This is a genomic window from Njordella aestuarii (assembly GCF_056494165.1).
On record NZ_CM151397.1, the window covers coordinates 2,567,813 to 2,587,774 of the forward strand.

Consider the following 19,962-nt stretch of genomic DNA (forward strand, 5'->3'; position numbering starts at 1 on the left):
TAGTTGGGGCAAAGTCGCCGATTGACACTAACTGTGCGCGCTCCGACAATGGACAGCAACCTATAATTACTCTGTCTAATCACCGAACTAATCTTAAAACCTCTCTCGAACTCGAATGAATCCACTGCAAACTTGCGATCCGGAAATTTGGTCCGCTATCGAATCTGAAGCTGCTCGACAGCAAAACGGGCTCGAAATGATCGCTAGCGAAAATTACACTTCGCTCAATGTCATGTACGCGGTCGGCAGCGTCCTGACGAACAAATATGCGGAAGGCTACCCTGGTCGTCGCTATTATGGTGGCTGCGAACATGTCGATACAGTGGAACAGATTGCGATCGACCGTGCGAAGCAGCTTTTTGGTGCTCAAGCGGCTAACGTTCAGCCGCATAGCGGTTCCCAAGCCAACACCGCGGTCTATCTTTCAGCGCTCAAACCTGGCGATAGCGTGCTCGGGCTTGATCTGGCTCAAGGCGGGCATTTGACCCACGGCATGCATCTGAATATTTCTGGCAAGCTCTATAATTTTCATTCATATGGCGTTGACCAAAAGACACACCGTATCGACTTTGACCAAGTTGCAAAACTGGCTGCTGAACATAAGCCCAAGTTGATTGTTGCCGGTGCGAGTGCATATCCTCGTGAAATTCCGCATGAGAAGTTTGCGGAGATTGCGAACGACTGCGGCGCGAAATTGTTGGTCGACATGGCTCACTATGCTGGTCTCGTTGCCGCGGGTCTGCACAACAACCCAGTGCCGGTCGCAGACTATGTGACTACTACGACTCACAAGACGCTGCGTGGCCCCCGGGGCGGACTAATATTGTGCAAAGAGGAATTTGCCAAGCCGATCAATTCCGCAGTCTTCCCAGGGATTCAAGGTGGCCCGTTGATGCATGTGATTGCTGGTAAGGCAGTCTGTTTTGGCGAAGCACTTCATGAAGACTTCAAGGCCTACGGCCAACAGATTATCGACAACGCTGCTGCTCTAGCCGAAGCTTTGATGAGCCAAGGTGTCCGGCTGGTCAGCGGGGGGACCGACAACCATCTCGTGTTGGTGGATGTTACGACTTTTGGAATTGGCGGTAAGATTGCTGAACGTGCCTTGGATGAATGCGGAATCACGGTCAACATGAACATGATTCCTTTTGATACGCGCAAGCCGATGGATCCGAGCGGCATTCGGCTCGGCACGCCTGCTCTGACGACTCGCGGCATGGGAACAGACCAGATGCGACAGATCGCGAAATGGATCGTGACTGCGTTGCAGAAGTCGGACGATACGGCGACACTTGCGAACATCAAACGCGACGTGCATGCGATGGCCAATCAGTTCCCCGTCCCTGCCGGCGCTTCTTCAATGGTTGTTAGTTAATGAGCGAAACACCGCGGATTTTGATCGCCGACGACAACGTTGCTAACCGTGAGTTGTTGGAAGCTTACCTGACCAACGTCAACTGCGACTTGGCATATGCAGTCGACGGCGCGGACACGATGCAAAAAGTTCGGGACTTCAAGCCGGACTTGGTGCTTCTGGATGTTATGATGCCGAAGATGAATGGCTTTGAGGTTTGCCATGCGATTAAGTCTGAACCGGCAACGTCGAAGACAATGGTGTTGATGGTCACGGCACTCAGCGAGCTTGGTGATATTGAACGCGGCGTTGCAGCAGGCACCGATGATTTTCTGTCGAAGCCAGTCAACCGCGTTGAATTGCATAAGCGTGTCGAGAATATGCTTAAGCTAAAAGGCACGACAGATGAAAACGAACGACTTCGCCAGTATATCCAAAATATGGAAGACGGCTGGGAACGCAAAAAATCAGCCAACGCAAGTTAGTTTGGCTATCGGAGTGAACCGACTTCCCTGGTACCCAGGCTCCACCTGGGCACCCACTGCACTGCAGGCTCTGCCTGCGTGGCTACCCTAGTTCCCAGGCTCTGCCTGGGGACCGGCTGCACTGCAGGCTTTGCCTGCGCATTTGCTTAGTCAACCGTTGTTGGGGAAGAGAGGCAGAGCCTCCGAGGCATTTCATTCCCAGGCAGAGCCTGGGAACGAGTAGAGCTACCCAATGCTCGACCGGCTTCTAGGCGAAGCCAGCTAGGATGCGCTTGCATCGTCTTCCCGTAGCTGCGTTCGTTTAGAACGCACTTACCCTGGTTCCCAGGCTCTGCCTGGGGACCGGCTGCACTGTAGGCTCTGCCTGCGCATTTGCTTAGTCATCCGTTGTTGGGGAAGAGAGGCAGAGCCTCCGAGGCATTTCATTCCCAGGCAGAGCCTGGGAACGAGTAGAGCTACCCAGTGCTCGACCGGCTTCTAGGCGAAGCCAGCTAGGATGCGCTTGCATCGTCTTCCCGTAGCTGCGTTCGTTTAGAACTCAGTTCAATCAACCGACACTTATGCCTCGACCACCTTCTGCACGGGGCGAGTCGAGCACCGATCGCATCGAGCACCGGCCAATCAAAAGCGATAGGAAGTCACCCAGATGACGCCTTCTGAGTTGACGACGGCCGCGAAGAACGATTCGTTATTACCCCAAGCAACCGCCTGATCTCGCTGGGCATTGCTACGCACATTCGGAGGCATTCGTTCAAGCACGCTTTCCAAATGCCGACGTTGCTCCAAAGTCGGCTCATGATAAGGGCCAAGCAGCGTTACAGCAGCTTCAAGTTTTGTGCCGTGAGTGACTTGGGAAATTTGGTCTTTGTTTACTGCAGGGTAATCAGTCTTTTCACTACACCCAACCAGGCTTGTGATGAGACAAAGCGATAACACAAAGACTGCCGATCTGATCCACATTAGTATGTTCCTTTGTTCTCAAGTAGGAGAGGCGGAGCCTCTGAGGCAATGCGTTCCCAGGCGGAGCCGGGGAACGAGTTAGGACTGGTGCCCAGGATCTGCCTGGGCACCAATTAGGTTTAGTTCGAATCGACCAAGCCTTGCATGGTAAATTTGGAGGTCAACAACGCGTCTTGAGCGATGTTGGCGTCTTGAGCGTTTTCACTTGGCTGCTGCAAAAGTTTAGGAAACGTTGCTTTTTCAAAAACGTACAAACTAGGACTCTTTCCAAGTTCATCAAGTTTCTCTTGAATGGTTTGACCGGGATCTGTTGCCAGCATGCCTGGTGCATTTGTACCGCTTGTCTTCCACAGATCCTTTCCCTTCCAGACGATTCTTATCGACGATTCGTACTTGTTGATAACGTACGACCCCCGAGCGATAAAAGAGATCGCTTCGCGAGTCGGCCCACTGACAGTCGCGACGATCGAAATAGGAGCATTCGGCACCACTTTATAGCCAGCCGCAGTCGCTTGGTTAGTTAAAAACTTAGTGACTTCTTGTTGATATTGGCCGCCAACCCCAGCCGCGTTGATCGAGACCTCGACGCCTGGATGGATTAGGAAGACGCTCGGATCCTTTTCAGCTTGCTTCAAGGTGGATTCTGCTTTGGGATGAGGAATCTTCGATGGAACCACCATGCCACCTTCATTGCTTAACAAGCCGATGAACGTTGAGCTGCCCGAGCTGACTATTTTCTGTGCTCCTTGATAACTGCATAGTTTAATCTGTGTCGGTAAGTGCACGAGCAGGCTTTCGTCCAGCAGCGCAAAGTCTTCATGCGGATAGCTTAGGCCCCGCGCCCCAATGCCGCCATTCTGCGCGAATGTAATGTCGTAAATCCATTTTCCCGTAGTCAAATCAAGCACTCGAAGTGATGTCGTAAAGCTGATCAGCAAGCGTTTTCCAGACGGACTCAGTTTGATGCGGGGCCAAGCGAGGTGCGGTTCGCCTTCCATCACCGTCGACGCCTTAACTTCGCCGGTCAGCGGATCAACTTGCATGATCGTGTGGCCGACCATTACGTAGAGTTGACTACCATCAAGCGACAGATCTACTGCGAAGTTGCCTGAAAGTCGGGAATGCCACAACGGTCGACGTTTGAAAATATCGAAGCACACCAAATGCCCTTTGTCGCTCAAGAGGATAGCTTTGTTATCGATCAGTGGGAACGCTGCGGCAACTGCGGCGTTATTCTTTTTGCCAAACGATTCGCTCTCTTCCGAGAAAGGGATCCACGTCGCAGTGCGAATGACTTTCTTGCCGCTGAGTTTCCAGAGCTGTATCTGGTCAGACGTTTCCATGCCATCACGACCAGTGCCGTACATGACGATCGTAGTTCCGTCGTTCAGCACACACAGCGGACACATATCTGCTTCCACCGGCAATGAATTGATGGCTTTGCCCGTTGGTAGATCGAGCAAAGAAATTCGGCTGAGCGGTTTCGGGACGCTGAAACTCACGGTGTATCCAACGACCGCTCTCTTGGACGTGGGGTTTACTTCGAGGCGACGAATATCTTCGAAAAAGTTAAGCTTCTTTGGTAGAGATGCTTTTTTCGGTTCGAAAGTTAACTCGTTGCTCGCGACAGGTGAAAAATTACTTTCCGATCCGAAAGATCGCTCAAGCTCAGGTACATCATCCCAATTGATTGTATGTGGTTGCGACCAATCCGAGTTAGCATTTGTGTCGTTGTCGCCGACAGTCGTCTCGCTCGACGCACTTGGAGCTTGAAAAGTTGGTGAGTCGCTTGCGGTAGCACCCCGCATGTCCGACTCATCGAGTTCTTCGAACGGATTCGAGCCACCTTCTAAAAACTCTTGATCCGCCTTACTAAGTCGCGCGACAGGGATTTTCATCGTTTTGCCTTCGCTAGTTTTGAGGAAGACATTTCCATCGCGAACTTCAATCAAGCTGGCCACGATTTTGAATTGTCCCGTCGAATCGCTCCACTGCCGTTGGCCAGCCACCTGCGAAAGGGATACGCTCGAGCAAAAGCACAGCGTACAGATGACAACCTTCAGGCGGAAGATAAACGTTTTCACTTTACTAATGCTTTCTGTCTGTGAAGATGTGGCTTGCAAAATTGGATGGTTGCTATTCAATTTCAACAAACGGATTTTCCGGAACGGGTTCCTCTGGTTTTGGTCCAAGTGATTCGCCTTGGGATGGCCCGTATGGCATAACGAGTTCAAATGGATTTTTTCGAAGCGTTACAAGCGCCAGTTCCCGTGTCGTAGGGTCGCTTGAGTCCGCAAATTTTTGCACATACGGGATTGCTTCCGGCGGTACTTTACTCACATCCAGGTATGCAAGTCGCCGTAGCCAGTAGTGCACATCGTCGCCTGCAGTTAGATCGCTTTGCATCTGCAGCAAATCAGAGTCGTCAAGCTCTCCATAGCGCAGGGTAGGCCCAGAGGAATCATGTTGCTCCTTCGTTTGATCTTCCACCGACATCGCATGAACAACAGCGGACTTTGTATCTGGATTGGAGCTAATGCGAGCGAGCAGGTACAGCATACAAAGCAACGCGACGACGCCAAGCGACAAGCGTGCTTTCGAAGTGACGAGTTTTTTCGTCCGCTGTGGCTTGATCTTCGTCAATCTTTCCGGGATTGCCGAATCGGCAGGATTTTCGCGGTGAGCGATACAAGCTTCCAGAAGGTTCGCCACGGCGTCTGCATCTTGCAATCGGTCACCGGGCCGTTTTGCCATCAACAGTCGAATCAATTGCTGCAAATATGGCGGTAAAGTTGGATTAAGTTCCGCAAGCGGCGTCGGCTCGTCGTGCACAAGCTTTAAGATTACACCATAGCTTGATTCTGCCTGAAACGGATACTTGCCTGTAGCCAACCAGTAGAGTAACGAGCCGAGGCTGAATAGATCGGAGCGACTATCGAGCACGCGTCCTTCTGCTTGTTCGGGCGACATAAACTGAGGTGTGCCGGCCAGGATGCCGGATTCGGTGATCGTAAGATCGCCTTGTACGCGAGCGAGTCCGAAGTCAGACAACTGAATTCGAGTCAAGCCGTCTTCGAGCAAAATATTGGATGGCTTTATATCACGATGAATTAGTCCGATTCCGTGAGCAGCACTCAATGCTTGAGCGACTTGGTGTGCAACCAGTATGATTTCATCAACGCTCAGCCTTTTACGCGAGGCATGGTCGTACAGCGTCCCGCCTTCGACGTATGGCATCACGATCAACGGGACATCACGCCACGTTTCAATGCTGAAGATCGGTGTAACATGTGGATGGTGAAGTGACGCTGCAGCTTGTGCCTCACGTAGCAAACGCTGCTTGGCAGACGGATCGTGCGAGAGATGCTGCAAGAGCGTTTTGATGGCTAGCTTGCGGTTCAAGACTGGATCGAAGGCTCGCAGAACCAAGCCCATGCCGCCACGACCGATAACTTCCAACACTTCATAGTCGCGAATCCGCCCTATAGAATTGGAATCAGACGACGGGGCCAGCCATTGTTGCAAGAACGATTCGCTACCGGCCCGTGAGTATGATTCGTTCGATTCAATTCCCAGATTGTCTTGCGTTAGGTTGTCGAGATCGAGCAACTGGGTCGGAAGCGGCGTGCAATTCGCTTCGCCCTGCGTGTCCAAGGCTAGCGATGCGATTTCCCAAAACTCCGGCTCTGCAGCTTGTTGAGCCAGTTCTTCACGGCAATAAAGGCAAGTGTTCAGGTGGGATTCAAAAGCCGCTCGCTCGTCGGCGTCGAGCCTGCCGTCTAGAAATCGAGCAAGCAACGCATCGTTGCAGCTTTCGGTTCTAGAGGCAATCGGCTCGTGCATCGCAATCATATGCTCAAAGGTTTAGGAGAATTCTATAGTATAACTCGCCATGATCTATTGTTCGCGTGCCCTATAATGCGGTCTCCCCCGCATGTGCCACGCATTACCGCCCGAATGAACTCGAATCGGCGATGGTCAGGCCATCCAGCACGGTTCGAGGACTCGCAAATGTGGCTTGGTTAAGGCCTTATACACCGAGGCTGCGGCGGTCTGACAGCAAGAATTGCAGATTTTAAGTCGTTCTACAGTTTCAGGTTTCGCTTATTCCGAAATTCGCTCGACTTCCTCCCGCAGTCTTCGCATGATGCGGCTTCTCGCAGCGTATATGCTGCCAACTTGTTTACCCAGCGACTGAGCAACGCTTTCGATCGATTCGTTATTAACCATCGTTCGCCAAAACGCAGCCCAAGTTTCGGGCTCGAATTCATGTTGAATGCCATCCGCAGCGACCCGGAACAGTTGCTTTCGATGTTCGCGATCCAGCAATGCATCGTCGCATTCTTTTTCGGGAATGACGTGAAGGGCTTGCAGCATATCGGTTCCGCCCGCTGCACGATCAGGGCGAACTCTTTGTAAGGCATTCAAAGCTGCATTTCGGATTACTCGTTGCAACCAAGTACGAAAACGGGCGCGGTCAGGATCATGGGGACGCTTGGCAAGTGTCTGAGCGATCGAAAATAACACTTGCTGCGTAACATCTTCGGCATCGACCGCTTGTAAGCCTTTGTAGCAGAGCGAACGATAAATAACTGGTTGGTACAATTCGACGAAACATCGCCACGCTTCCACATCGTCAGAGTTGTGCAATCGAGCAAGCAGACTGAGCTGTGTGGTAAGCATAACTGTTCTCGGTTTACCAGCCCATCGCCATGTTCGATTCGATGACCCGTCGAGCTTTCTCGAGGTCTGTGCCGGTGCGATTCATATAGAGCCGTATAGCTTGCACTTTATCTCCCGACGATGATGACAAGCAATCTCGCGCGATGGTGCACAACTGATTATCGGTATCGCTCAGGCCAAGCGCCGCTTTGGAAATTACCCAACAGTCGCGAGGTCGTTTGGCGACCCGACGCACGCGGTCGTGCGGAAAATATTCGGTTGCTTGCGTCCTGGCTGCCAATTCGTCATCTGCCAGAATTACGATAATGTGCGCGTCCGTTTCGATTTCGAAGAGCGGCATTGACTAAATTCTCCCAAAAACCAGGTTGGTTTTGCAAGCGTAGGAACTTGGTGCTTCTGAAAATCCATCGTAAGATGCAAGCTCATCACTCGCAACCGCTTGTTTTCACGCCTTTCCTTTTTGCGGCCAGGTTCCATGGACGAATTTTTGAATAAATCAGGACGAAAAGACAAGATCTTGATCGCAGTGGTCACATTTTTCTTTGCCGCACTCATCTTTTTACCGTCCCTCATCGCTTTTTTGCCGATCGAGCGGTCGAAATGGTACGTGGCCGCTGCTAAACAAGCGTACGAAACTAGCAAAGATGAAAACGATCCCAAACGCGAGCAGGCTCGGCAGTACCTAGCGAGAGCCAAAGAAATAAATCCTGAAATCGTCAAGTCGGAAGACTACGAAGTACTGTCGTTTAAAACGCAACCCAAAATGGAATTGCCGGAGGCTGTGACGTGGCTCAAAGGCTACCGTCCCGAAGCGCGATCCAAATATCTCTTGGAGGTTCTAATCGATTACGTAAAAGCGGGAGATGTCGATTCGGCAATCACACTATTTGAAGACGCTTTCACTCATCAGGATTTCCAAAAATTATCCGAGTCGACACGCTTTGACCTTATCAGCATCTTTGTATCCTTACTCTTCGACGATGACCGCTATGAAAAGGTCATTCAGACGATAGCTAATGTTTACCCAGACCCTGAAGACCGTCCAACGAGCTTGAACAACTCGTATGCGTACGCCTGTTCGCTTGCGGGGACGCAGCTGGAAGAGGCCGAAAAGGCTATTGATCTAGTCCTGTCTGAAAATCGCAATCGTGGCAATTCAGCATTTTTGGATACGAAGGCGTGGGTCATGCACGCGCAAGGTCGTCACCTGGAAGCTTTGCCGGTGATGCAAGATGCGATCTTGAATAATTATACAGAACTCGTCGGCCAACTCCGCAGCACTGATACCGCGATCTTCGCGTCTCCTCAGAAATCGATGATCAAAGTCATCAAAGATATACAACGACGCGACGTGATCAGCTCCTTCAGTAACGACCAACTACTGGAAGCACTCGCAGTCGCGGAAAGCAACGCGTCTCAGCAACCTCAATCCAATCAGTCGAACGAAAAGTCTACAGAAGAAAAGCCGCCTTCGAATGAACAAGTCGCCGAACTAGCGGAAGTAACCGAACTGGGACCGGATGATGCGGATGATGTAGCCACCGATTTAGAACAAACCGTTGCGACTGAGGAAGCGGATGATGCTGAGGAAACTGAATTTGATAGTTTGCCTGCGGATACGGGAACCAAAGAATCTTTGCCTGAAGCATCGCAGGATCGGGCAAAGAAGCTAGCTGAGACTTTGGCTACCAACGCTAAAAAGGTGAAGCTCCCGCTAGGCATCAAGCAAAACGATCCAATGCTCAAAGGCCTGGCAATCTACCGCTACCATCGAGCCGAAATTTTGAAAGCGAGCGGTTTTGAAAGAATTGCAGAGCTTGAATTTGAGTATCTTCGTGCAAACGGATTTGAGGATTTTGACGAATTGAATTAGGATCGTCGAAACGCGTCGCTCAAGCGCATCGTAGCTGGCTTCGCCAGAAGCCGGGGGCGTGTTGGGGAGCTTTCCTGTTACGCCACGAGCACTGCTGGGCAAGCCAGCAGTGGCACCCGTTTTCAGGCACCGATCCACATTGCAGGCACCGATCCACATTGCAGGCACCGATCCACATTGCAGGAACCGATCCACATTGCAGGAACCGATCCACATTGCAGGAACCGATCCACATTGCAGGAACCGATCCACATTTAGGATACGCACGGGTTTCAGGATACGCACCCAGGTTCACCCGCGTTCTAGGCGAACGCAGCTACGGCTAGATCGTTCAAAGCAAACGCGGCTACTGTAAGAGCGTGCTAGGCGAACGCCGCTACGAGGTAGGCATGCAGCTTTGGAAAAACTGTCTAGATTAGCCTCGTAAGTCGAGCGTTCCTGACTCAGGTTGATCCGCTGGTAAATCTAACAGGTCAAGTAGAAGAGGTTTGGCTTCTTCTGCTTCATCCGGCGAAGACCGCTGGCGTCCGCCGTCTCCCATATACTGCTCTTGAGCATCACGGTCGCCCGTCGAGGCATTCTTTTCTAGCTGAGCAGGGCCGATCTGCGGAGCAGCAGTCGTGTTCGCCACGCCCGTGCCTTGCACTTTTGCATCACGAGTCGCGCCGTAACCGACGACTCCCGCAATGCTGGAACTGATTGGGACTTGCATTCATCTTGCCTCCACAGTTGGTACAAAGAATCGCTCTGGAAATAGTTGAGCGGCGTTGGGGTTCATCAAGCTTAAGCTTTGTCGAAATTCCATCGCATCGACTGTACCACCGACTTCGATGGCCAGCAGCGACGCGTTATCGTTATTACTAACTATAGGTCCCAAAAGCGCTGCAATGACGCTGCGTTTGCCAACATAAGCGAACATTTCCAGATTAATCTCTCGGCGCATGTTCACCGAACCCTTACCACGCAACGAAATAATATCTCCGTCAAGCGAAAGGGCGTCGATCGGCACTCGGTCACCATCGATTCCAAAACGCAACTCTCCACTCTCAAAAGCTCCACCTTCCGGATCTTTAATGCTCAGCACTCGAAAGAGGCGCGTCATAACCGGCAACTGAACCAAGTCTGCATGTCGCAGCCAAGCTTGTCCGCGGCCTGTCCAAGTCTGCTGGTTGAACAGCGACCCTTGCAGGTTACACTCAGCCCACACCTTACCGCTTACGCCCTTGGCATTTTGCGAAAGATCCATAAGCATCTCCCGCAGCTCCGCTTCCTGTAGCTGCAAACTTACTTCGGAGCGGCCACCCATGATGTTATGCTTTCCGCGTAGATACAGCTTGCCGCCTAAGCAACGCGCCATAACATCGCTTGCATGCAAGAAAAGCTGCGGGTCATCCGCAGGACGGAGAAAGTTTGGATCGCGAGGATTGGACAGCGAAGCATTTGCAACGGGCATCGCAATATTCTTCGGCTGTAAACTGGCCTGCGGCGTCTGCCTGATTTGATACGAAGCCGGCTGCACTCCGACGGGCGTACTGTTCGGTTCCATCGGCAAATCAACCGGATCGCTATCTCGTCCTAACAGAAGATTGCCTTCGACAATGGCGAAAGGCCCTCGCAACTCCAGAACTGGAACGTTGTAAACCAGTAAAGAATCGAGCGCAAGCTGCCCCTTGGCTAGGATGTTTGTTCCATCATACTGGCCGCGAACGTAGACCGAGCCTCGAATTCCCGAAGCGATCTGGCCCCAGCCCAAACGACCTTCCTCAATGGCGAGTTCCAGATTCCAATCGCGAACCGAGATCGAATTGCCGTCGCCGCTGGATGTGAATGAAGTCGTACCAACGACACCAACTGGCCCGCGGAAAGCCGAATTCAGAATCGGTTGCTGCAAATAGCCGGGTAGGGCAGTCAGAAAACTTTGGTCAACAATAACACGCGTTTGCGGCAACCACTGTACTTCACCATTCCACGTTCCATCCGCCGCCACCAAAAACTCACCTTGTGCTGTCACATAACTAACATCATGTTGGCCTGAGATCTGATCGATCGTTGCAATGCCGTTGCGATAGGAGATCTGGCAGCTAATATCAGTCAGCGGATAAGGAATTTCTTTGGGGCGAATCGTAACCGATCGGCTGTTATGTTTTGACTCCCCAGCTTTTTCTACGATTCGAACTGCGATATCGAGTGGGGTCTCGTTGTTTGTTTGAAGAATGTCGATAGCGACATGATCCACCACGCCATTGGGCTGAATCGCGTCCCAAAGCTGCCGAGTGCCTTGCGGAAGTGCTCGGTGAAGCTCTTCCTCTAACGGTACTGCGAAGGCGTTGAATGAAAGTTGTAGGCTATGCAAGCCCTTTTTGTCACAGATCGAAACGCCTTGGCAATGAATGTTCGCACTGTCATTCTGACCCGATAGCGATTCAATGGTAACTCGGGAGTTATCTATTGCCACAGAACCGTGGATGTCAAAAACTGGATACTCGAAGGCTTGATAAGCGATTGCGGCACGCTCGAACTCGAGTCGTATCGATTGCTGCGGTGCAGCCTGCGCATTCTTTCGCGAGAATTTTGCATGGCGTACATGGACGAGCCCAGAAGGCCGAAGGGATCGAACAAATTGCTCGGCTGATGTCGTCGGTTTTGCTATTGGTGAGAGCGCGTCGAGCAGTTGATCGTCGATCTTGATAGGCTTTTCTGCCAAGATCTCTGCATCGTAAGTCCAGACATCCGAATCGCGATTCATCGCTAGTCGCAGTTGGATGGGCGATCCCCCAGCCATTCCGGTTGCTTTGTCGCAGAGGACAGATTTTGTCGTCAAATGAATTCGACCAGTAAGATCGGTGACCGGATACGGAAATTCCGCAAAGGTCACTGTGCCGGAACGGAATTGAGCATCAACAGTGGGTTGCCACTGAGTTCCATCATAGGCAAAGCGAATCGCCGCGTCGGCCATGCCAGACAACTGCAAGCGATCCCAAGTCGCCTTCAATTTTGGCGAAAGCACTCGATACAGACGATCATCCAAAGGCAGTTGTTTTGCATCCAGATCGACAATGATCGGCACTGACGCGGACATGCCATAGACGTCAGCATTTAGAGTAAAAGTCGCATCACCACTCCTTGCCGTAGCTTCCCGAAGTTGCAGCATATCGTTTCGGCAGTAGATCCGGCCAGCAAGTTGTTCCAGCGGATAGGGGAGACGTGGGTGAATCAGTTTGCCGTTGCTGATATCGCCGCGGACTTCAAATGCCACAGCCCCATCGCGCGGTTTTTGAACGCCGAAGGTGGAACTTATGTAGCCGTCGAGCCCACTGACTTGCGTAAGGGATTGCTGAAACTGTTTCGGCAAACGGCTCGTCAGCTCGGGAGTAAAATTACATCGAGTCACGGAACCTTGAAGGGCCCAGTCGTTTTTGTCTTGGCTCACACTTCCATAGACGCTTACAAGATCAAAATAGTTACTGCGAATCAGAGCTTGCCATTCATAAGGTCGATCGGCAAGCGCGGCATCGGCGTGATTGATTCGGAAACGCGCTTTAAGGTCGTGGCAGATGATTTCGTCAGCCGAATTCGGCTCGCTCTGCAGTTTGACGATTCCCGATCGGATGTAAATCGGCGGAACCTGTTCAGGAAGCGGCCCGCTGCTGGTCAATGTCTGCAGCGACCAGACGTTATCGTTCACCGGCCATATTGAAACATTGCAGTCATCGATGTGCACTTGGGTGATCGTAATATCGCCGCTTCCCAGGCTGAGCAGTGAAAAATTTCCCGATGCAGTTATTCGGCCGATGCGAGCGACGTCGTTGGTTCCTTGCGTGCCAGGAAGTGCGATACGCAAGCCATCCAGCACAATTGCTTTACCTTCGACCAGATGGGCCGACTCAAGCGTTATTATGTGCTGAGGGTATCGATCGCGCAGAATCTTGAGGGCTCGAATGCGGATCTCGGGATCGACGCGTTGCCGAATCCATCCATGCCCCCAATAACCTAGCAAGATGATGACTAGGAGCCAAAGAAGTCGGCCTTCCCATACGCTGCCTGCGGAGCGCGCAGCGGCGGACACCTGACCAGAAGTCAGTTCATTTTTGTTCGGCTCTTTATCCACCTTTGACATACGACCACAATCCCTGCGGTCCCGACTCCAGCCACGATACACAGTGCTAAAATTGCCGGCTGGCGATATCTTACCGAACCGACGAACACTGCATGAATCGCAGCAAAATAGATGCACGGCAATGCAAATAAGATCAGCCCGTCAGCTTTGCCACGCATCCACACCATAGCGGCCAAGGCTAACACGACAATCTCCAAATAGCTCGCAGCTTCCGCGGATCGAATCCAACGGTTGTTCAGCTGATTGGCAGATGGAAGCGGTACCCAAGTCCGGCCGAACTTTATCAAACTCAACCGGACGACGTCAGACGGATTGGCGAGCGACCAACGGATTGCTGCCTGTTTCATGCGTTGATCGACTGCATATTCAAACGGCAGCAGGTCTTCTGCGACGGATGTATCTTGCGCAGCTTGCCTCTTTTGCCTTTCGTATGCTAGCTCTTGCGCGAAATCGCCGCTAAAAGTCATCCCCTCGTCGCTCCCGCCGCTAGCTCCTGGGTGCAGCGAATCGTACAACGAAGCTCCAACTTGTAAGGTCGTCGGTACAAATATCCCCACAGCTTGGTAATTCCGCACCCACCACGGAGTCATCGCTGTGACCATCCCGCAAGCGAATAGCGTCAGCAATCCGAGGCTCCTACGAACTCGCAACCAACGCGTCTGCCTCTCCTGCTTTGCTACCAGTGCGCAAGTCAGATAGAGCGTCAGCATCCCCATCCAAAGAATCCAGCTGGGCCGCGCCAGCGTTGCTATGCCGCTGAGCAAACCGCTGAAGAAGATCAATCCAACCCAAGAACTCCACACACGCGAACGCACCGCTGCAACTTGCTCGCTTTCGTCTCGATTTTTTTGCGGAGCTGAAGTTGTAGATTGCTGGAACGCTAACCACGACAAGGCTAACGAGCCAAGCATCAATGGGCAGAAGATCGACTCACTCAGTATAAAGATGCTCATCCCAATCGCGCCAGGATAAGTCGCCGCCATGACGGCCGCCAACAGCCCAGCCAGTTCTCCGGCAATTCGACGCGCTATCCAGTAGCAAATGGCGACCGAAAGCGTGCCTAGCAAGCATCCCAGAACCCGCGCCGCCAACACCGCGGTCCGCTGCGGTTCGATCCAAGCAACTGTAGATAAGAGCATTGGATAAACGGGCGCGCGAAAAATTTTGGAACCGCCAGCCGTATATTCATAAGCTTCACCGTCGGCGATCCGCTCGCCTAAATACCAGTAAGAATCGCTGTCGCCGAACCGAAAGAAACTGTTGTCTGCATCGGCCTGAGCCTGCCAATAGAAAGCGGCGGAGACACGAATTACCAGGGCAAACACTAGGATTACCCACATCCAATACGAAGGAATCCGTCGATTGGTCTGCGGAAAATCGTGCCGAAGTGGTTCGTTCGCTTCTGTCCAAATGGTCGGCTCGGTTGTTGTTGGGTCGTTTGCCATGCCGCACAGGTTCGTCGCGTTTTGCTTGGAAATCAAAACGCGAATTGTAGGCGACTCGTCAGAAATAGCACCCCCACCAGCGTCCGCGCAGAGTTTAGCTCCTGGGGTATCTCTTCGAATGATGCTTGGAGTAAAATTGTTCGCAGACGTCAACCAAGTTCTATCTGAAGGCAGCCATGTATCCCACGCAATACGTTTCCAAAGTCGAAAATCTCATGGACCCGTCCGGGAACATGTTGCTGAATATGGATTACGCCTCGGCTGAAAAACTTGTCGCCAGTGGGCAAGCAAGCGAAGTGGCCAAAATTCAGGGGCAGTTTGCCATAGCGGCCATTAGTGGTCGCACGGTCCGCATGGCTCGCTCGATCGGAAGGCCTATGCGATATTTTCTTGCCAAGCAGACCGATGGACCTCTGCTGATCATCGCTCAACGGATGGAAATGATTCGACAGCGCTTAAACGTGTTAGGCTTAGGCGACCAATTCCACCCATCGTACACTCGCATGGTCCCGGCGCACTATGTTACCGAAGTAGAACTGGTGGGTTGTCCTGATCCGAATCCAAAATACGAACGCTTTTTTACGCCTGAGCGGAATCGTTACACGACCGATATCGCATTGATTGGGCGTGACTATATCGGAGCACTTCGCCAGCAGTGCAGTGCTTACCTGGACAAGCTGCCCAAGGCTGCACCGATCGGCGTCCTGTTTTCCGGCGGTATAGACTCCGGCGCAGTCCTTATCACCTTAAATGATTTGCTGCTCAAACGCGGCGAAAGTCCAGCGAGGCTCAAGGCGTTCACGCTTCGTATTGACAATTCAGCCGCCGATGCAGACCAAGCGGCTCAATTCGTCAAACAATGCGGGCTCGATATGCTTTGGGAAGTGATCGACGTTTCGAGCCGAGATGTCGATTGGAAGGAAACCATCGCTGTGCTGGAAGATTACAAACGGTTGGATGTTGAGAGTGGCACAATGGCCCTGGCGTTATGCAAAGGCATTCGAAAACTTTACCCGGAGTGGAAGTATCTAGTCGACGGCGATGGCGGCGATGAAAACCTAAAAGATTATCCAATCGAAGAGAACCCGGAGCTGACGATTCGCAGCGTGCTTAACAACATGATGCTCTATCAAGAAGGCTGGGGAGTACATGCAATTAAACATTCGTTGACATATTCTGGTGGGCAAAGTCGCGGACATATTCGTACCTGGGCTCCCGCGGCCACTTTAGGTTTTGAAGGTTTTAGCCCATTCGCGCTCCCTGCCGTAATCGATGTCGCAGAAGGGATACCTTTTATTGAGCTAACGGATTGGAGCCACGAAAAACTCTATGCACTCAAGGGTCAGATCGTAAGCGCTGGGGTCAAACACTGGTGCGAGGTGGACATGCCCGTCTTTCCGAAACGGCGATTCCAGCATGGTAGTCTGGCGGACGACGCAGCGACGACCATTTTTCCGCTCGACCCACAATCGTACCGACTTGAATTTGCTAATCTATGGACATAGAAGCACAGATTTAGATATCTCGTAAGGCATTCCAACCCAGCTCTGGTGTAATTTTGCATCATCCAACTGCCTCAGAAATCAAACAGGATCGAGTTCCTCGCCTGAACGTGGATACCACTCGTCCCGCCGCTGATTCGTTGCTGGAAGTTGAACGATATGGCAATTTGCAAGTAACAACTACGACTGCTTTCTTGACGGGTAGAGAGTGCCCGCTGACTTGCAGCATGTGCGACTTGTGGAAGTTTACGATCGATGGCCCAACGCCACCCGGGCACATTCCGATGCAGATTGGTGCTGCCCTGGCTGGTCTGCAGACGACGGACTGGATCAAGCTGTATAATGCTAGTAACTTTTTTGATCCGCTTGCGATTCCTGTGGATGACTACGATACGATCGCAAAACTTTGTGAACCTTACAAAAGAGTGGTCGTGGAGAACCATCCGCTCTTCAACAATCGGCATATCGGGGCTTTTCAAGCATTGCTCACCGCAAAACTCGAAATCGCAGTCGGACTAGAATCGACCAATGATCGCGTGCTGAAGTGCCTTAACAAACAGATGACCAGCGAGGACGCGCGGCGTACCATCGCGGAATGGTTGGCTGCTGATATGGATTGTCGAGCGTTCGTGATGATTGCCCCGCCTTGTGACGAAACCCGGGTCGATGCAATGCAATCTACCATCGATTCTGTGCAAGATGCGTTTCGCTGGGGAGTGAGGCACGTTAGCTTAATACCGACGCGAGCCGATTGGGGGCCCCTGAAGCAATGGGTTGCGCTTGGCGCATATTGTCCGCCAACGGCCGAAGATGTTGAGCTTGCTGCTGTGGCTTGTATGAGTCTTGAAAACGATGTGCAGACTTGTTCTGTCGACGTCTGGAATTGGAATCAAGTCAGCGGGCAATGTGACGGCTGTCGCGAGCCTCGCCTGAACCGCCTCAAAACATGGAGTCAGAATGGGCTTGACACTTCTATCGACCTTGCGAGCCTAACTTGCGATTGTCCAAGATTCTAAGATGCGGCACTATGACTTTGTATGCGTCGGTTCGGGATACGCCGGCAGTATACTCGCGACAATCCTTGCTAAAGCTGGTCGAAAGGTGCTCTTGATTGATCGCGATCGCCACCCGCGTTTTGCAATCGGTGAATCGAGCACTCCCATCGCTGACAATCTACTTGCCTGTCTCGCCAACCAATACGGAATCGCGGAGTGGCTGCCGCTGACTCGCTACGGATCCTGGAAACAATCGTATCCAACGCTGCGTTGCGGTTTGAAGCGAGGTTTCAGCTATTTCAGTCACCAACCCGGCCAAGAGTTCACTGACGATTCTTCGCATAGTTATTCTGCTTTAGTGGCAGCGTCCGCCAACAACGAAATGAGTGATACGCACTGGATGCGCAGCGACGTCGACAAGTTTCTAGTCGATGTTGCACAAGGCTACGGTGTAGATTTCTTATCCAATCGCCTCATCAGCGAACTTCAACGCACTTCCGACCGCTGGTTGTTGACGATCAAATCTACTCACGAAGCAACGTCATCTTCGCCGCACTTACCTTGCACGGCGACGTGGATTTTAGACGCAACCGGTAACGGCCAGTTCGCTCAGTCGATGTTTCATGCAGGCGATGCCAGCCAAGAACTGCTGACAGATGCGCGAGCTATCTTTGCTCATTTCCAACAAGTCGGCAGCGTAAACGACATTGACGGCTATCGTCGGTTTGATAGTTCCCCGATCTTTGACCCTGACGCCGCCGCTCAGCACCATGTTGTTGAATCTGGATGGCTCTGGATGCTGCGTTTTGACTCGGGCATAACCAGTGTTGGGCTGATGACTACCGACCAAAGTGAAACAAGCGCCGACTCGCAGTGGTCCGAGGTTTTGCATAAATATCCTTCACTGCGAAACATGCTGCAGCACGCTTTGCCAATAGTGTCGCTTGAGCAAGGGACGATTTCTCCAGCGAACTTGGTTACTTCGCAACGAATTGCTCGATGCAATCGCCATGCGTTCGGCGACGGCTGGGTTTCTCTACCCAATGCCTTCGGATTCATCGACCCACTGCACAGTACTGGAATTGCGCATTCGCTGCACGGAATTGGGCGACTTGCTAAAATCTTTGTGTTCGAGAGCCACAATGTTGCCCAACATCTTGCGAGCTATCAACGTGAACTACAGTGCGAGATTCGTTGGATCGATCAGCTCGTGGCATTGTGTTACGCTGGTCTGCCGAATCCGAAATTGTTCATGGACCTTACCGCCGCATACTTTTGCAGTGTTATACTTCATGAGAAGGCGATCGCTGAGCATGGTGATACTGCTCAAACTGGCTTCCTGAGTTGCGAAAATCATGCGTTGAGTTCTGTGATCGAACGTTTTTCCGCGAAGCTTCGCACATTAGATCAATCTCAAAAACACGATGATTATGCCGCGATCCGAAGTGCACTTCAGAAGGCGATCGAGCCCTTCAATACTATTGGGCTGTTGAAAAAGGAATTTAAGAATCGCATATTGCACTCCGCCGTGCTCTAGCGATTATTGATCGTGAATCGCCAGACCTTCCGCGAAGCCGGTACCGCATAGCCCACGCTTTGGGCAATCACGTTACAATACACCAGCATGCAGAACCCTCGCCTCCAAGAACTTATCGATGAAGTCCACGTCTGGTACGGTCGCGTGCCGCCAGACCCAGCCGAGGCAGCAAGTTGCCGGTGCATTCTTGATCCAGACGAGTGTGCTCGGGCCGATCGCTACCGATTTCCCGATTTACAGTATCGATTCACCCAACGACGCGCATTGATGCGCCGAGTATTGGGAGTATATCTCGGACTGGACCCCAGCAGTATTCAGCTTGAAACCAATGCCTTCGGTAAGCCTTTCTTACGATCTGATCAGAATCCAAACGATCTGCAGTTTAGCCTGACGCATTCTAAGGACTGGATGGCTCTCGCCGTGACTAGACAACGTGATGTTGGCGTCGATTTAGAAGTTGTACGGGAAGATGTCGATTTCTTGGGATTGGCGGAATCCTTTTTTGCTTGCGAGGATGTGGCGCACATTCGTTCAGTTTTGGAGCCCGGGGAGAGCAGGCGGCGTTTTTTTGAAGTGTGGACTTGTAAAGAAGCCTACATCAAGGCGATTGGGGCTGGGCTATCGATTCCACTCGACCAATTCTCGGTCGCCTTAGAGAGCGATCCCGCACAGTTGCTGTATTCAAGGCATAAGTACGAGGCAAACCGAGTGGATCCGGCGGCAAATTGGGCTTTCAACCGGTTACAGATCGGCACGAATACCACATCTTGGCTGGCAACCTTCGGAAGACCGTTCCACACGCGGACTTTTTCTTTCGAAACTCTTTAACTCTAATGCTTGCGAAGAATAGGCAACTTGGGCAACTTGCGCTATATTAGTGCTCAAATCAATGCTAGCAAATTGACAATGTGAAAATCCAAGCAATGCTGAAGCTTCCAGTTCGAAGGCGACAAACATCCTTTCGGCCAGCCGTAAATCGGCAGCTAATCATCCAACCTCATAGCATCTGTC

The 19,962-nt window shown here is 51.9% G+C and carries 15 protein-coding genes; 7 read left to right on the forward strand and 8 right to left on the reverse strand.

What is annotated here, in order from left to right; translation table 11 throughout:
* Nucleotides 1–115 precede the first annotated feature (115 nt).
* Nucleotides 116–1,375 carry a serine hydroxymethyltransferase gene (gene glyA, locus SH451x_RS10055; protein WP_479362326.1) on the forward strand — a complete coding sequence of 420 codons (1,260 nt, stop codon included), beginning with the start codon at nt 116–118 and terminating at the stop codon, nt 1,373–1,375.
* Nucleotides 1,375–1,839, forward strand: a complete 465-nt coding sequence (locus tag SH451x_RS10060) for a response regulator (protein ID WP_479362327.1) — start codon at nt 1,375–1,377, stop codon at nt 1,837–1,839. The genes glyA and SH451x_RS10060 overlap by 1 nt, the downstream gene beginning before the upstream one ends.
* A 621-nt stretch (nt 1,840–2,460) precedes the next feature.
* Here SH451x_RS10060 and SH451x_RS10065 read toward each other — a convergent pair.
* The 5 genes from SH451x_RS10065 to SH451x_RS10085 form a co-directional block, all read right to left on the reverse strand.
* Nucleotides 2,461–2,799, reverse strand: a complete 339-nt coding sequence (locus SH451x_RS10065) for a hypothetical protein (protein ID WP_479362328.1) — start codon at nt 2,797–2,799, stop codon at nt 2,461–2,463.
* A gap of 119 nt (nt 2,800–2,918) precedes the next feature.
* On the reverse strand, nt 2,919–4,883 hold the full coding sequence (locus SH451x_RS10070) for an SHD1 domain-containing protein (protein ID WP_479362329.1): 1,965 nt from the start codon (nt 4,881–4,883) through the stop codon (nt 2,919–2,921).
* Nucleotides 4,884–4,935: 52 nt separating this feature from the next.
* A complete protein-coding gene (locus SH451x_RS10075; protein WP_479362330.1) occupies nt 4,936–6,651 on the reverse strand; it encodes a serine/threonine-protein kinase in 1,716 nt (571 codons plus the stop codon).
* Nucleotides 6,652–6,903: 252 nt separating this feature from the next.
* Nucleotides 6,904–7,482, reverse strand: coding sequence for an RNA polymerase sigma factor (locus SH451x_RS10080; RefSeq protein ID WP_479362331.1), 579 nt, complete (start codon nt 7,480–7,482; stop codon nt 6,904–6,906).
* Between the two features lie 13 nt (nt 7,483–7,495).
* Nucleotides 7,496–7,822: a DUF6793 family protein gene (locus SH451x_RS10085; protein ID WP_479362332.1), complete on the reverse strand. Its 327-nt coding sequence runs from the start codon at nt 7,820–7,822 to the stop codon at nt 7,496–7,498.
* Nucleotides 7,823–7,957: 135 nt separating this feature from the next.
* Here SH451x_RS10085 and SH451x_RS10090 point away from each other — a divergent pair, with 135 nt between their 5' ends.
* Nucleotides 7,958–9,355, forward strand: coding sequence for a hypothetical protein (locus SH451x_RS10090; protein WP_479362333.1), 1,398 nt, complete (start codon nt 7,958–7,960; stop codon nt 9,353–9,355).
* A 415-nt stretch (nt 9,356–9,770) separates the two neighbouring features.
* Here the strand turns inward: SH451x_RS10090 and SH451x_RS10095 are convergent, their stop codons facing one another.
* From SH451x_RS10095 to SH451x_RS10105, 3 genes are read right to left on the reverse strand one after another with little or no spacing between them, the layout of a single operon-like run.
* A complete protein-coding gene (locus SH451x_RS10095) occupies nt 9,771–10,067 on the reverse strand; it encodes a hypothetical protein (protein ID WP_479362334.1) in 297 nt (98 codons plus the stop codon).
* Complete coding sequence (locus SH451x_RS10100) at nt 10,068–13,472, reverse strand: hypothetical protein (RefSeq protein WP_479362335.1); 3,405 nt, start codon at nt 13,470–13,472, stop codon at nt 10,068–10,070.
* Nucleotides 13,433–14,917, reverse strand: a complete 1,485-nt coding sequence (locus SH451x_RS10105; RefSeq protein WP_479362336.1) for a hypothetical protein — start codon at nt 14,915–14,917, stop codon at nt 13,433–13,435. Before SH451x_RS10105 ends, SH451x_RS10100 begins: the two co-directional genes overlap by 40 nt.
* A gap of 176 nt (nt 14,918–15,093) precedes the next feature.
* On the opposite strand from SH451x_RS10105, the gene SH451x_RS10110 reads away from it, so the two are divergent.
* The 4 genes from SH451x_RS10110 to SH451x_RS10125 all read left to right on the forward strand — a co-directional run bounded on the left by SH451x_RS10110 (nt 15,094) and on the right by SH451x_RS10125 (nt 19,779).
* Nucleotides 15,094–16,422 carry an asparagine synthase-related protein gene (locus SH451x_RS10110; protein WP_479362337.1) on the forward strand — a complete coding sequence of 443 codons (1,329 nt, stop codon included), beginning with the start codon at nt 15,094–15,096 and terminating at the stop codon, nt 16,420–16,422.
* A 53-nt stretch (nt 16,423–16,475) separates the two neighbouring features.
* Nucleotides 16,476–17,435, forward strand: a complete 960-nt coding sequence (locus tag SH451x_RS10115; RefSeq protein ID WP_479362338.1) for a radical SAM protein — start codon at nt 16,476–16,478, stop codon at nt 17,433–17,435.
* 1 nt (nt 17,436) lies between these two features.
* A complete protein-coding gene (locus tag SH451x_RS10120) occupies nt 17,437–18,951 on the forward strand; it encodes an NAD(P)/FAD-dependent oxidoreductase (protein WP_479362339.1) in 1,515 nt (504 codons plus the stop codon).
* An 87-nt stretch (nt 18,952–19,038) separates the two neighbouring features.
* Nucleotides 19,039–19,779 carry a 4'-phosphopantetheinyl transferase family protein gene (locus tag SH451x_RS10125; protein ID WP_479362340.1) on the forward strand — a complete coding sequence of 247 codons (741 nt, stop codon included), beginning with the start codon at nt 19,039–19,041 and terminating at the stop codon, nt 19,777–19,779.
* The last annotated feature ends 183 nt before the right edge of the window (nt 19,780–19,962 follow it).

Bases quoted from the DNA above. Each gene is read 5' to 3' on its own strand.
- glyA (WP_479362326.1), top strand. From the start codon at position 116: ATGAATCCACTGCAAACTTGCGATCCGGAAATTTGGTCCGCTATCGAA.
- SH451x_RS10100 (WP_479362335.1), bottom strand. From the start codon at position 13,472: ATGTCAAAGGTGGATAAAGAGCCGAACAAAAATGAACTGACTTCTGGT.
- SH451x_RS10060 (WP_479362327.1), top strand. From the start codon at position 1,375: ATGAGCGAAACACCGCGGATTTTGATCGCCGACGACAACGTTGCTAAC.
- SH451x_RS10105 (WP_479362336.1), bottom strand. From the start codon at position 14,917: ATGGCAAACGACCCAACAACAACCGAGCCGACCATTTGGACAGAAGCG.
- SH451x_RS10125 (WP_479362340.1), top strand. From the start codon at position 19,039: ATGCAGAACCCTCGCCTCCAAGAACTTATCGATGAAGTCCACGTCTGG.
- SH451x_RS10085 (WP_479362332.1), bottom strand. From the start codon at position 7,822: ATGCCGCTCTTCGAAATCGAAACGGACGCGCACATTATCGTAATTCTG.
- SH451x_RS10065 (WP_479362328.1), bottom strand. From the start codon at position 2,799: ATGTGGATCAGATCGGCAGTCTTTGTGTTATCGCTTTGTCTCATCACA.
- SH451x_RS10120 (WP_479362339.1), top strand. From the start codon at position 17,437: ATGCGGCACTATGACTTTGTATGCGTCGGTTCGGGATACGCCGGCAGT.
- SH451x_RS10080 (WP_479362331.1), bottom strand. From the start codon at position 7,482: ATGCTTACCACACAGCTCAGTCTGCTTGCTCGATTGCACAACTCTGAC.
- SH451x_RS10090 (WP_479362333.1), top strand. From the start codon at position 7,958: ATGGACGAATTTTTGAATAAATCAGGACGAAAAGACAAGATCTTGATC.
- SH451x_RS10075 (WP_479362330.1), bottom strand. From the start codon at position 6,651: ATGATTGCGATGCACGAGCCGATTGCCTCTAGAACCGAAAGCTGCAAC.
- SH451x_RS10095 (WP_479362334.1), bottom strand. From the start codon at position 10,067: ATGCAAGTCCCAATCAGTTCCAGCATTGCGGGAGTCGTCGGTTACGGC.
- SH451x_RS10110 (WP_479362337.1), top strand. From the start codon at position 15,094: ATGTATCCCACGCAATACGTTTCCAAAGTCGAAAATCTCATGGACCCG.